The organism is Bacillus sp. AP50 (assembly GCF_040492675.1).
Taxonomy (GTDB): domain Bacteria; phylum Bacillota; class Bacilli; order Bacillales; family Bacillaceae_G; genus Bacillus_A; species Bacillus_A cereus.
The window spans coordinates 1-13981 of sequence record NZ_JBEUTW010000026.1 but is presented as its reverse complement, the minus strand read 5'-3'; the positions used below and the strand labels follow the sequence as shown (position 1 = coordinate 13981).

The following is a 13981-nucleotide window of genomic DNA, read 5'->3' as shown; positions in this document are numbered from 1 at the left end:
CCTCCTCTCTAAATTTCATCTGTTATCTTTGGTCCGAGTTCCACATTAACATCTACAGGAGACGATGGATTATATCCATCAGACCAACCATCTGGAGAGATTTCAATTTCTTCATTAGATGCATATCCTATTTCTGCATAGTCTACATAATCCTCTACTATCACTTCTTCATAATTACTATATTTACCGTTATAAAAATCAGATGGATTTTCATATTTAGACGGCATAGAATCTTCTTCGATTTCGTCCTCACTCCAGCCCCATTCCGAGTCAAAATACATGAGTTTAACCTTTTTAAAATTACCGTAATCATTTTCCCTTATAATCTTTGCAACAACTTCTTGGGATTTACCAAACCACTCTGTTTTTATAGAAACTTCTGTAATCATAATATTGTTGATGTACTCATAATCTTGAATTTCATCAGATACAGATGGATTGAGCCCACGGACTAAAGAAATTTTATCTAATGCACCATTTCGATAAATAATTCGGATCTCTTTAATTACATGATTAGCTATTGAATTTTCTGTTTCCCTTATGACTTCAAATGACTCTACTTGCCATTGAGAAGAATTCAATGTTGTTACACCATTGTCGTTATCATTATTGAATAGCGGACTAGTAAAATGGTGTCTTGTTCCCTTTCCTTGATTAACTTTTCTATTGATCATATCAAGTATTGGATATACATCATTTACGTTCATATGGCTCTTTTGCGCCATTTTCCCACCTCGCTTTCCATAGCATTATAAGAAAAAACAAGGAGATTCCTAACGTTCTGTAGGAATCTCCTTGTTTTTTTAGCTATAATAATTCTCTTTGTCATGCCAAGTAAATTCTAGGAAATTTAACATACCTTCCTTATTTCCAACAAGTCGGTTCCCTTTTATGACATAATACCCTGCATTAGAAGTATTACTATCATAAACATAACAACCATCTAATAACTCTATCATTGGATTTCCTTTAACAACGGCATTAAAAGTACGGGCTTGTCTTTTCATATCAAAAAATAATTTGTTCGAGATATCCTCTTTGGTTCCTCTTGCATTTGAACCAAATCGCTCATCAATCCAATCAGCAACAATCTTAGCCGTTCTCATATTACCCTTTGTAGATATAAGAAGATCTTTATCTACAAAATGCTCAATTTGCCCACCATTACCAACAATAATAAGATGATTACGTATACGAGAATGGTCAATAGAAGTAGAAAGAGAATATAAATTCTCACCATCTATAAATGACCATTTTGCCTCACTTGCATTAATTTTACGGATATTTTCCAATCTAAATGTTCCATAACGATCACAGTAAGAGCGATACATAATATCTCCAATCACTTCATGAACCGCATCAGATGCTCTTGTACCTTCTAAAAAATCTATCGCCTGTACATAAGGATTTTTATAACCTTGTGCATCTTTTACAGTTGCTATATCTTTTTCGACATATTGTTGACTTTTAGTATCCCAGACGACTGCCTTTTTCCCACCTCTATCGATATCAATATAATACGTTTCTTCAATAATCGCATCAGCATATCTCAAATCATCTTCATGGATTCTCCATCCAATCATTCCTGCCTCATTTACGATATTATGAATAATAGATGATTTAACCCACATGGTTACTGGTTGTTTTTCATCACCATGTATCTCGTCTCTACGAGGAAAAGTTAGAACCCTATCAAAAACATGTTCTTCTAACATATCGTACATATCTACACAATTAATAGTAATTGTTTTTTCATCAGAATTTTGCTCAATCTCTCCCCTTATACGTCCTGTAAAAACTCTTACTAGGTTTTCACCATAGCCTGCATAAATACGTACTGGGGTAGCTTCACTTAACACATGCCTGATTGCACCATTCTCATAATATGACATCTCTGCTTCTCTTAAATTATCAGGGAAGATATTGGCTCGTTCATATGTAGGAGAATAAATACCATGTTTATTGTCTAAAGTAATTCTTGCAGTTGCGACTCTGGCGTCAAAATGGCTATTTATCTCCCACTGTAATACATCTTGGTCTACTGTAAAGGTTTTATCGTATACAAATGCCCCTGTATCAACCCATACATCACGTTTACGAGCCTTAATTCTTTCATCAACATATTGTGCACCGTATTGAGTTTCAATTTCCACTACCTTAAAGCATTTTAGTCCAAATACAGCCTCACCACTTACATTATTTAAGGAGAAATCTAATATATGTGAATTGGTCCCTTGTATATCACTTGCAACCCATTTTGCATAAACTGGAGGTTCATATGTAGGTTGTGTTGTATTGTTCTCTTTTGTATATCGTTTTACAATCATTCCGTCATATGTAACCGTTACGGAATCTCCTTCTTTAAGATCTGCATAGAAAGCATATTCATAAAATCCATCTGAAGAGAAGTTATGTTTATATCCAAAATCTTCAACTGCTCCTTTGGCAATATTCTCATTAAAACCTAAATACTTTTCACCTGTTGACCAAGCTGTAAAATGGGTTATGTTCTCTTGTCCATGCCAATTCCCATCCAGATTTGCATCCTTATCAAAGCACTTATTAAACTTAATATTTTGGGTAATGGTCATTTGGGGTGGTGGTTGACTAACACCACTTCCATTTCCTGTACTATTATCATTTCCGCCCGTATTACCGCCTCCATTATTATCTTTACCGCTTGGTGCTACTCCTAATTTTTGAGCACCTGTTAAAACAGGATATGGATCAATATGATTATTTCCACCATAAATCCATTCACCTTTCCAAATTTCAAAGTGTAAATGGGCGCCATAAGATTGACCTGTATTTCCGACTTTCCCTAAACGTGTTCCTGGAGTAACTAAATCACCTTTTCGAACCTGTAAAGAATTATTTTGCATGTGGGCATAAACTGTCATATATCCATTATCATGTTGAATCATTACACAATTACCATAAGATGTACTTTTATAAGCCTTATGTACATGTCCAGCCCAAGCCGCTACTACCCACATACCATTAATTTTACCTTGGGATGTATGTATAATATCAGTACCCTTATGCCCTGAACGTGCACTCCCGCCCTTATGTTTCATATGGTGTGAAGATACTTTCGCACCATTTCCAAATGAAATTCCTTCAACAGGAAAAGTAGCACCGGATAACGCACTAGAGCTTGCATTATGAACTTCTTTCCTTTGTTCCTCAATTGTATAAATCTCAGCTTTCTCACAACCACAGTCTTCTTCCTTCTTGGAAACATTTAGATTTGTAGAATGCTTTGGAAACAGATTTTTATTAATAATAGAACCAGATTCTTTACAATGCCATTTTTTTTGACTAGATTCACCAATAATTCTATCAAAATAGCTTTTCACAAGTTTTTTCCAGTTAGGTCCATCTGCTGACCATTTCCACTTTTTATATCCTTTATCTCCACCTTCATGGAAATAATCAACATCACTAGCATCCATATATCCATTGGAAATTTTTGCGTATCTGCTCCTCATTGCTTCGGAAAAACGTTTTGCAGCATACTTCGCTTGGGTATCTATCCCTTTATATTGAGGATCGCATGAACCCGGGCAACCATATCCTACTATATAACTTCCTTTTTCAGGTTTCCCTTGTCCCAATGTTCCAAATCCTGTTTCATGCTTTGCTACAGCTAATAGAAAGAAATAAGCAACATTGGGACACTTATAATGTTTTACCCATTTATTTAAGGCACATTTAATATACTCAAATCTATCCCCTGATTCTCCACCTTTTGTAACAGAACTTGGCTCAGCACCTGCTACTGGTGTTGTTAAAGTTGCCTCTGCTGCCTGATGCACAATAGATGCTTCTCGAATTCTGTCCCAAACTTCAAACTTATTTTTCATTCCTGGTACATAGGCCATTTTGTCAAATTCAATAATAACCCTAGGTTCATGACCTAAAGCATTAACTTTTCTCATTACGTCATTTAACAACTGAGGCGCAGGAGTTCTATGATCAAATACGTTCGGCATACCTTATTCCCCCCTATCTAAATCTTTCTAGTGCCCATTCTGTAAATCTATGTAAATATACAATTGCTTCAGCTCTAGTTACACATACCTCAGGTTGAAAGGAATCATCTGCGTAAAGTGGAAATACATAACAACCATCATTAAATTTTTCATCTAATATATTTAAGACTGATTCGGCATACCATTTTCCTACAATTTTATCTTTATCTTTAATGTATCTCTCCGTTTGCTTAATTGTATTATTCACATATCCTCTATCTGTATATCGATTATAAATATTCATTCTTAAACGTTGTAACAAAGTAAAAAACTCTCCTCTATAAATCGTTATATCAGGAAAGAATCTATCATTATAGAGTGCGCAACTTGACATAGGGACAACTTTTTCTCCCTGCCTATTTTTGATTTGAGCACCCTTTTGATAATTGTAATTCACATAAATAGGAAACTGATTTAAATTATAAGATACATAAAGATATCCATTAATTATAGTAAAACAGTCTCGTTTAAATCCTAACGTTCTTGTAAGTGCATCTTGTATGGATTCGTCTTCATTTACATCTACATGTATTCTCTTTAACTTCTTGTTCATGCAAACTGCTATTTCATTTAAAGAGTAAGTGATATCAAATACGTAATTATTTGCTTTTTCTAACTTTTTTGCCGGATAAGCCAAAGAGCATCCGCTCATCAAAGGATAAATCTGACAGTTTTCAAGAGTATGATCTCCTTCATGTATTTCCACTACCCCAGATAAAAGAATACTAACTTCTCTTCCATTGGTTAACGGATAACCAATATGTATAAAATTATCCTCAAGTTTAGATGGGAGTGTAGGCACCCCATCAATATAAACAAACACCATTTCCCTAGAATCAGGTTTATATCCGCTTACTTCAAACTTGGTTTGTCCCTCTGTTGAAGTAAAATTATGAACCTGACGTGACTTGCCACCAATAAATTGGTTATAGGTTTTTCCACTAAATAAGGTTTCTTCTTTTTTTGCATCAATAAACATACTATCTGTTTCTAATACTGCACGATAAAACCAATCCTTTGGACCCACATCTAACCATCGCTTTGGCATTTTTAATACCCCCTCAATATCTTTTCGATGTATTTAAAAGTCCTTGTCATATAGGATGCCGTTTGAGCCCTTGTAATCCAAACTTCAGGTTGAAAATATTGTACAGGTGTTCCATCACTAGCATAAGTAGTGATAAGGCCCCTTTTTTGCATTTCATCTATATACGTTTGCGCCCAATGATTTTCAATATCTATAAAAGGATATTGATGACGATATTCGAAATCTTGTTTTCGAATTAACATAAGGTTTACAGTAATGATATATTTCGTCTCAAATTCTGCTGTTTTAATATCTAAATCACCATTAACAATCCCTAAATAAATCGTGCCTTTTTCATCATAGTATTTGTGTTCTGCACCAATAAACTGCAGCCAATCTGCAAATTCCTCTTTGCTCGCAAATAAAAATTGAATGGTAGTAGAATAATGAGAAGTCCCTTTCCCTACCAATCCTGCAGAAGATTGAATATTTTCGTTTATATGGGATTTTAATACTGGCGTTGGTGGCTTATAATCGCCAGTCATACGCCCCCTTACTTGTACAAAACGAATCCCGTTATCATAAAATAATTTACGTTTAAATACATCATCATTTGATTTACTTGGTTTTTGTTGTGCCATTTAATCACCCCTTAGTATTATAAGAAACCCCACCTAATAATTAGATGGGGTTTTGTAATTAGAATGTTGGATATCCCCAAGGGGCTGAATTTAACTGATTTCGTAGTGGTGTTGTTCTACCTTGTGCTAACCCTTTTCCTAAATTCATTCCAAGATTCGCTAACTGTTGACTAGAAGTTTGTCCAGTTACATTAGGTAAAGTAATATTGACATACATATCTCCTGATTGAACACTAAAGTTTGAATGTGTACCTTTACTTGTTAGATAATCATACTGAGACATAACCTGTACGCCTTCAGGAAGATTAAACGTTCCACCCATTTGTGCTCTTAACTCTTGGTGGATACCAATCTGTGCTTGTAAAGATTGCTTTGTCAATTCTCGAATATCTTTCATGATTTGTTCGTATTCAGATGAACCTTCTTCAAACTTACCACTATTTCGCTCTGCAATTCTTACCGCTAAGGTCTTATCTATAAGTGATTTACGATCTTGTAATTCTCTTACTCTTAGGTCACGTGCTAAGAAACTATCATCTCCTATACTTGGTCCAAAGTTCACACGTTCCTGCATGTACTTAATTTCCAAATCATCCATATTATTACCGAAATCATGTCTCCAAGCTGTAAGCCTTTGTATCCTTAAATTTTTAACTTCTAATTCAGCACTTGCGATTTGTTGACTCAATCCTTGAATAGTATCTTGTAACTGACCATCTGGATCTGCTAACTGTTGGGATTGCAGATTTGCCAGTTTACTTTTCATTTCTCCAATCATTGATTGGCTTGAAACAATCTGTGAATCAATATAAGTAGGACTCTCTGTGTTCATGCTAATAGCATTTAATGTATCCTTATACTGTTTCTTAGCCTGAGCTCTAGAAAACCCTTTCTGAGTGTCGTTAACATAAAATTCTGTTTTAATACGTTGTGCTTCAATTTGTTTTTTCTTATCTTCTAATTCAAATTCTTTTCTTAATTTATCTTCTTTATCCTTGTTACTTTCCACAGATTCTTTAACCTTTTGATATCCGAGAGTTTCAATTTTTTCACCAGTTTCAGGATCAGTGGTATAACGTTTTCCCGACTTATCCAATTGCTCCAATTCTTTCTCTCGTTCTCGGATAAATTTATGAAGCTCTTCCATTTCATTTTTATATGCTTCGCGCTCTTGTTTAATACCCTGTATACGAAGTTGCATATAATTTAACGAATCTGTTTTACCACCATTTTGAAGAAAATCATTTAACTTTAACTCATTTTTGCTGCTAACGGATTTCTGTCCATCCTGAATTCTATTTTTTATATCTTCAAAAGCAAAATAGTCATATTGACCATCTGCTATCATTTTATTTTCCCATGCTTTACGTGCTTTTTCAGCTGCCGCCCTACGCATGTTTTCTTCTGATTCTGATATAGCATCATTTTTATACTTTTCAATGAATTCTTCTTTTTGTGCTTTCTGTACTTTTGCATACTCACCTGATTCATCAAGATATTTTCTAGTCAATCCTTTTTTATCTATTTTTTCATATATTCCATTATAACCTTTATCTTTTGCTTCTTTTTCACGTTTTTTATTCTCGACCGTAACAGCTTTATCAAGGTCTCGAGTACCATATTCTTTTTCCATCCAAGCTTTAAAATTCGTTCGGAAATTCTCTCTATCTCCCAGCCCTACAGCAGCACTTTCTCCAAAGATAATTTGCTTTAAACTTCCATAACCTATTTTCGTACTATCAATCAGGAAGGGAATACCCCCCAATAACCCCCCTGTAGGCTTTGTATTAATGCTTTCTAAATATGCATCTGCAGATCCAGTCGTCTTATTTTCCATTTCTTGTAATTTTAATTGTTTTTCAGATAACATACTTTGATTAGAATAAGTTGTTAACAAGTCGCCAATCATTAATGAAGCTCCCAATTGTTTTGCAAAACTTAAAATATTTTTCCCAAGTCCCATTATTGCTCCACCAGCACCTCTTGCACGCTGAGGAATAGTATCGATAAGATCGAGAAACCCTTTCATTCTATTCTTAGATGTTCCTTCAGCTTCATCAGTTACCTTTTTTACGGCGCTTGATAAATCCCTGTACGCAGTGGTACTTTGTCTTGTTTGTATAGTAGCCTTTCGGTTACTAGCCTCATATTCATCGAGTGCCTTATTAAGTCCATCCATATTATTTATTGATTTGCCTACACTTTGATAGTTTTGATCTAGATAGGTCTCAAATCCAATACGTTTTTGATCATCCATTTGAGCCAAACGACCAGCCGTTGATTTTTGATTCTCATTCATACTGTCAAAGTTAGTCCTATTTGATAAGGTATTTACTAAATGCTCTGAGAAATTTGTGGTAAAAACGTCTGTTAATAATTTACTTTGGGTAAGATTGCGAGCATTATAGGCTGAACGAGTATGTAATTCATCAGCTGTTAATTCTTTCTTTTCACCCTTATAATAGCCTTTAGATTCATCCATGATGCTAAGAAAATCGGCCATATTTTCAGCTTTTCCACCATGATCTTTTACATATTCTTTTATCTCATTCTTTCTATCCTCTTTTAAATTTGCTAATTCTTCAAAATAACTTTTTAACGTATCATTTTTCATAGCCGCACGATAGAATTTTTTGTTATTTACTTGATTACGTAAATCTTGGCTCTCCCCCAAAACATGATCATTTAAAAAACCTACCGCTCCGTCCACTTTACGATTTGTAAAAGATGTACCACCAAAGAATTTGTTTTCCATAGTGGCTTTCTTGTAATGCTCTTCATAATTACTCAATTGACCTAATCGTTTGACTCCATGAATAGCACCAAAACCTACCAAGGCATTACCTAAAATCGTAATTAACTGCGCAAATAGCCCTGCATGTTTCTCCATTCCCTGGGCTAAGTTTGTAATAATTTTTGCTAAAGTTTGAATCTCTGGATTTAGCGCATCTAATACTGACACTAATGCATTATTAACAGATACCCCAGCTCTTTCCATTGTCACTGAAGGTGATTTCATCGTTACCGCAATCATTTCTTGAAGGCGTGCAGGATCTTTTTTAAATTCATTAATTTCTTGCTTAATTTTCCAATACGATAAATCCTTACTGTTATTTATCCCCGCTTTATGCATGGTCTCTAAAAAGGACATCAGTTTTGGTGGCTGGTTTGCCCCACCTTCTCCATACAGAATGGATTTTACTTTATCTTCTCCAATATATTTATTTTTGCTTGCTTTCGCAGTGTCTGATAGGATATCAATGAAATTCCGACGTACTTTCATACCACTTTCATTTTTTTCAAATACCTTTACACCATAATTTTCTAATTGTTTAGAAACAGATGGTAAAGTAATACGCTCTGCAATCGTTTTTAAGGCTGCACCTGCATTCTCCCCTGTTTCTCCTGAAGTTTGAATAGCTAATGCATTTAAAGTCACTGCATCTTCTGCATTCACTCCCACTGAATGGAGTGCTGTACCCGATTTTGACATAGCCTTCATAATATCTTCACTGTTCGCTTTAGTTTGACTCGTAGCAACAGCAAAAGAGTTAACTACTCCATCCAACTCCCAGACAGATAATTTAAACTGTGCCATAATTGTCTGTAATCCTGGAGCAATTGTTTCAACTAAGTCTGATTTGTTATCTAAGCGATAAACCTTAGAAGCTTGATCAACAAATTGTCGTGCAGATTGTTGATCTCCTGTTACATTTGATGCTATACCAGCTACCTTAGACATTCTTTCATAATCAATACCGTAAAGAGTGGATAAATCACGTACATTATTCATTAGATTTCCAGTATCATTATCTAATTTTAGCCAATCTGTATTTCCATTTTTGTTTTTATATTCTGGTTTCAAAGAGAAGTTTTGTGTAATCTTTAACTGTTCTAACTGAGCAATTTTAAAGGTTTCCATTGCTTTAGATATTGCAGCCATCGGATCTAGCATTGAGCCCGAAGCAAGGCTCCTAACTTTTTTGGTAACCGCTCCAGCCATTCCAAACCCATCAAAAGGATTGTCTTGTTTTGTGGATTTACTTGTACTAGAATCGCTATTATTTGTATTACTATGACTTGATCCACTTGAGTTATTTAAAGGATTAGCACTATTTCCTGCAATAAAGCTTAACTGTCTATTACTATTCGCCTTTTGAGGGTTAGTATTAATTTCTAGAATTTCATTTCTTATATGTGCAAACTGCTTATCAACGGACTCCTTGATTTTTTTAATAATTTGCTTATTCAGCTTGTTAATTTCACTAGTTAAATATTGCGTAATATTAGAATGAGGTTCAAAGTCCACAGCTCTTACTGATTGTTTCATTGACATCATTATTTTATTTGTTCCTGCAGTTAATTTTTTATTAATTGTATTTTCCATACCCTCAAACTGCCTTTTTAAAGCATATCCTCTTAGAGATCCTCTATCCACAGAATGAAAAGTATGAGCTAACTCGGCTGGAGAAACACCTAAATCATTTGCAATATACCTTTGAAGTTGTTTAGATATATTTTTCATAGGTACTTCTACAGATTTGAGATCAATCTTTTGCAGCCCTCCTCGTATGCCTTTTATATAATTTTCTATTAAACTATCAATACGCTTAGCTGTTTTTATAATCTCGCTATCAATGCTATTCTCCTCGCTAATAACACCCTCGAAATCAAATTTTATAGAATCTTTTATTTTCCCTCTTACTTTTTTCGTTAATTCAGATAAATCTTTCGATGAAATTGTGAATGTCTGTCCTTCAATAGCAACCTCAGGGTTCAGTAAAATAGGTTTTAATTGATTTTTAATACTTACTAAAATTTGCTTAACCGTTCCCTTAGAAATATCTAATTTAAGTCCACTCAAGTTATCTGCATTTACTAAATCCCCCCCATTTTCGCGAATGGAATTTACTAATTGTTTAATTTGATTACTAATTAACTTAGAAATTTCTTTATTAATTTTATTAAATTCATCTTTTCCAACTGGTACTACGCTATTATTCATAGCAGAATCCATATTAATGTTTATATTTTTGATCATCTTTACAATCGTTTTATTTAACTCTTTATCTACTTTAGACATCAATTGTTGAACGGTTTCTTGTTTAATACTTAAAGGTGCTGTCCCAACTGAAGATAAAGTAATACCATTTGCCTGGACGATATTATTTAATTCTTGCTCAAGTTTTGCTCTAAGGTTACTTCCCGCTGCCTTAGATGTCTGAGCCGATAACGAAGATAAAGAGCTTTTCATAGTATCTATACGTTTTTCTATACTACCAAAACGATGATCTAGCTGTTCCAACTGTACTCCAAACTCTTTCATATTTTTTATTGACTTATCAAACTCTAGTGCAATAGTAGCACCAATATTTTGATTATTGACTGTCACTTATTTCACCTTCCTTTTACATAATAAAATCCCGCCCTATCCTCAAATAAAAAGGAAGGGCAGGATTATTTATTAGAGAATACCTGCTAACCACTCCATGTCATCAGCATTTGCAACCTCATATCCGTCAATTACTTCTTTTCCATCACTATGTTTTAGATTATCCTGTTCGGTAGCTTGAGCTGAACCGCCCCCAAATAACCCAGTGAAGGACATTGAATGTACCTTAACTGTAAACTCTATATGCTTATGGCATTTCTTTAAGTAATAGTTTAACTGAGGTAATGTCAAATCCCATATATCCTGTTTTTTCATCCCCAGGTAGTGACCTAAGTTAAAGAAAATTTCTGCCCAATCAACGTAGGCATTTTCGTCATATTCTTTTTCTTCTTCCTCAGAGTCTATAAAGACTTTTTTAAGCCATTAAGTCCAATCATAATATCTATAATTTCTTTAGCTGTTACAATATCAATATAATCCCCTAAATACTGAGCTGAAATTTCTTTATAATACGGTTTAAAGCCCATCAATAGGACCTCTAATAGTTCATCATAACTATCATTACCTGTTTCATCTGCAATTAAATTAGCAATAATGACACCTGTATCAATTGTATTCAACTTTTTCATTAGGTTTTTAGCATCTTTTAATCCTAAAGGAGGGATAGCATAGGTTTTCCCATCACGTAATGTTACCTTTTCATCCTCTTCGAAGAATACTTTTTCAATAAACTCTGATTCCTGCTTAGTCAACTTTACTTCCTCTTGTTTATTAGGTTCTTGCTGTTCAACCTTCTCCTCTGCTTCCTCTACAAGAGTAGGTTCCTCAATAGCTTCTTCTCTACTTGGAATTGCTAAATTACGTTCACTCATTTAATCTCCCCCTATATTACTCTATTACCCCTTATTAAATTTAAAGAGGACGCAAGGAAGGGGATCACCTAAACGACCTCGTAACTAATATAAGAATTTATGTGTTAAATGTAACAACCTTACGAAAAAAGGTTTAAGCGATAGATGTTTTTATAATCCATTCTCACCCTCATCTAAAATGTTTAAAAATGAATTAATAAAAAAAGAGGATACATAAGTATCCTCTTCTCTAATTAACAAACATCGCCACTTTTTTCGATTTGATAACGCTTAATAGAACCTAAACGACTGTCTGTACGTTCCCCATCAATAACTGTAAGTGTAATACTGTGAGTCGCTGCTGTTTGTCGTGCTGTGTCTAATGTAAAGTTAGATTTCACTCGGCAAGAATATAGTTCAACTTGGTAACCTTGAATGCTACCATCCATTTGTTCAAAATGTCCATCATGAACAACAGATACTGTAAGAGGGAAATCACGAGAACCAATTGCCATTACATCTACAACCTCTGGGCGCTTGTAGTTCACATAAATTTGCTCTCCTTCAAGATAATCATTAAACTTAATCTCCCCTGTAGAAGGATCAATTGTATACTCACCTTTTGCAGGATTAGTTGTTACTTTTTTAAGTAATTTATTCTCTTTTACTAATCTTACAGATACATGCTCTGTCTTAGAAGAAGCTGAACCTAAAGATCCACCAAATAGAGGATTCTTAAGAGTCACTAGTCCACCTTTAACATCATGACGTTCTTCTAATACCCATACGAAACCATCAGGATCGATAGATGATGATGCTACAGGATAATAAACTACTACAGTATCACCTTCAACCGCACCACCTTTTAGTGTTACAGCTGATCCATTTACTGTAATTGCTGATTCTGGTACAAATGAACCTGCAACTTGGTTGAAAATCTGTACTTTAGGTGCTCCACTACCTGTTAATACTGGACTAGATAATTTAATAGAAACAGGTTCAGTATCGCCAGCAATAGTTACTGTTTCATTTTTCAATTCATAAGCTAATCCGCTAACTCCTTCTCGAAGTTTTGCCCCTAACACAAGACGTACCATGTTTAAATCAAATTTTGCATCCTCTGCAGTAATATCAATTACCTTTTTACGTAGTAGTGTATCAATAGGTGCTGAAGAGTCTCCCCCTTCAATATCAACCATATCCAATTGTACATCAAGACGCATATTCGCCATATGACCTAGTGTGATTAATTCATCACACCCTGGAATTTTAGCCATAAATTTACCTGCACCTTTAATAATCATTTTCTTATTCTTACTGTTAAACTTGTCAAATTGTGACATTAACTACACCCCTCAATTTCAAAAATAAATTCAAATCTAGTGAAATACTTATAAGAGTGTTCTATTTCACTTGCAACCTCTGCAGATCCTACATACTGACCCTTGAAAAATACTCCTTTAAATAACTGCAGAGATTGATTATCGAATAATTGATTTATTCTATCTGCAAGGTCTAATGCCAATTCCACATCATCATTTGTGTAGATATCGAAGTCAAATGTTACCACATGAATATTATTGTTTCGTTCCTTTTGAACAAATGACTTGTAAAATGCAATTAAAGGAATTTGGTTATTTAGTGCCTCTTTAGGAGACATACGCTTTTGTATGTGCATTTCATTTTCCATATCTACTGTAATATTATTAAGACCCATACAGTTACGTATTACACTATCTTCTCTCAATGTCTTATGTATGCAAGCATAAACATCAGTGATACGTGGAAAGAACAACTCATCACACCCTCTTGTAAGTATTTGCAGTAACAATATAAGAAAATCACAATAAAAATTTAACATCACTTAGAATAAATTTAGTCAAACTCTATCTCACCCCATAATTACTCTTAACGAAATTGATTTTTACACTTAGATTCTATCAAACTCTCACGTACATTCTTAACTATTGAATTGAAATGATCAGAGATTTTCTTATTTATTCTTCAATTAACAAATTAACAATTCTATTAAGAGG

At 34.2% G+C, this 13981-nt stretch carries 9 protein-coding genes; all 9 read right to left on the bottom strand.

Features of this window, described 5'->3' with window-relative positions; all coding sequences use genetic code 11:
* Positions 1–8: 8 nt before the first annotated feature.
* Positions 9–725 carry a hypothetical protein gene (locus ABWK52_RS03675; protein WP_098541454.1) on the bottom strand — a complete coding sequence of 239 codons (717 nt, stop codon included), beginning with the start codon at positions 723–725 and terminating at the stop codon, positions 9–11.
* 78 nt (positions 726–803) lie between these two features.
* Positions 804–3995 carry a M23 family metallopeptidase gene (locus ABWK52_RS03670; RefSeq protein WP_098541452.1) on the bottom strand — a complete coding sequence of 1064 codons (3192 nt, stop codon included), beginning with the start codon at positions 3993–3995 and terminating at the stop codon, positions 804–806.
* 13 nt (positions 3996–4008) lie between these two features.
* Entirely contained in the window at positions 4009–5082 is a 1074-nt protein-coding gene (locus tag ABWK52_RS03665; RefSeq protein ID WP_053514186.1) for a hypothetical protein, read from the bottom strand.
* Between the two features lie 2 nt (positions 5083–5084).
* The gene (locus ABWK52_RS03660; protein WP_000068593.1) at positions 5085–5702 is read right to left on the bottom strand and encodes an S-layer homology domain-containing protein; all 618 of its coding nucleotides are present in this window, start codon (positions 5700–5702) and stop codon (positions 5085–5087) included.
* Between the two features lie 58 nt (positions 5703–5760).
* Complete coding sequence (locus ABWK52_RS03655) at positions 5761–11094, bottom strand: phage tail tape measure protein (protein ID WP_098541451.1); 5334 nt, start codon at positions 11092–11094, stop codon at positions 5761–5763.
* 72 nt (positions 11095–11166) lie between these two features.
* Entirely contained in the window at positions 11167–11385 is a 219-nt protein-coding gene (locus ABWK52_RS03650; RefSeq protein WP_238143102.1) for a hypothetical protein, read from the bottom strand.
* Positions 11386–11495: 110 nt separating this feature from the next.
* The gene (locus tag ABWK52_RS03645; RefSeq protein ID WP_098541449.1) at positions 11496–11966 is read right to left on the bottom strand and encodes a DNA polymerase III subunit gamma/tau; all 471 of its coding nucleotides are present in this window, start codon (positions 11964–11966) and stop codon (positions 11496–11498) included.
* A 233-nt stretch (positions 11967–12199) separates the two neighbouring features.
* Positions 12200–13288, bottom strand: coding sequence for a hypothetical protein (locus ABWK52_RS03640; RefSeq protein WP_000077128.1), 1089 nt, complete (start codon positions 13286–13288; stop codon positions 12200–12202).
* Positions 13288–13740, bottom strand: coding sequence for a hypothetical protein (locus tag ABWK52_RS03635; protein ID WP_084064881.1), 453 nt, complete (start codon positions 13738–13740; stop codon positions 13288–13290). Before ABWK52_RS03635 ends, ABWK52_RS03640 begins: the two co-directional genes overlap by 1 nt.
* Positions 13741–13981 lie beyond the last annotated feature (241 nt).

What these genes read in the sequence shown, in the direction of transcription:
- ABWK52_RS03675 (WP_098541454.1), bottom strand. Translation starts at nt 725, where the DNA reads ATGGCGCAAAAGAGCCATATGAACGTAAATGATGTATATCCAATACTT.
- ABWK52_RS03670 (WP_098541452.1), bottom strand. Translation starts at nt 3,995, where the DNA reads ATGCCGAACGTATTTGATCATAGAACTCCTGCGCCTCAGTTGTTAAAT.
- ABWK52_RS03665 (WP_053514186.1), bottom strand. Translation starts at nt 5,082, where the DNA reads ATGCCAAAGCGATGGTTAGATGTGGGTCCAAAGGATTGGTTTTATCGT.
- ABWK52_RS03660 (WP_000068593.1), bottom strand. Translation starts at nt 5,702, where the DNA reads ATGGCACAACAAAAACCAAGTAAATCAAATGATGATGTATTTAAACGT.
- ABWK52_RS03645 (WP_098541449.1), bottom strand. Translation starts at nt 11,966, where the DNA reads ATGAGTGAACGTAATTTAGCAATTCCAAGTAGAGAAGAAGCTATTGAG.
- ABWK52_RS03640 (WP_000077128.1), bottom strand. Translation starts at nt 13,288, where the DNA reads ATGTCACAATTTGACAAGTTTAACAGTAAGAATAAGAAAATGATTATT.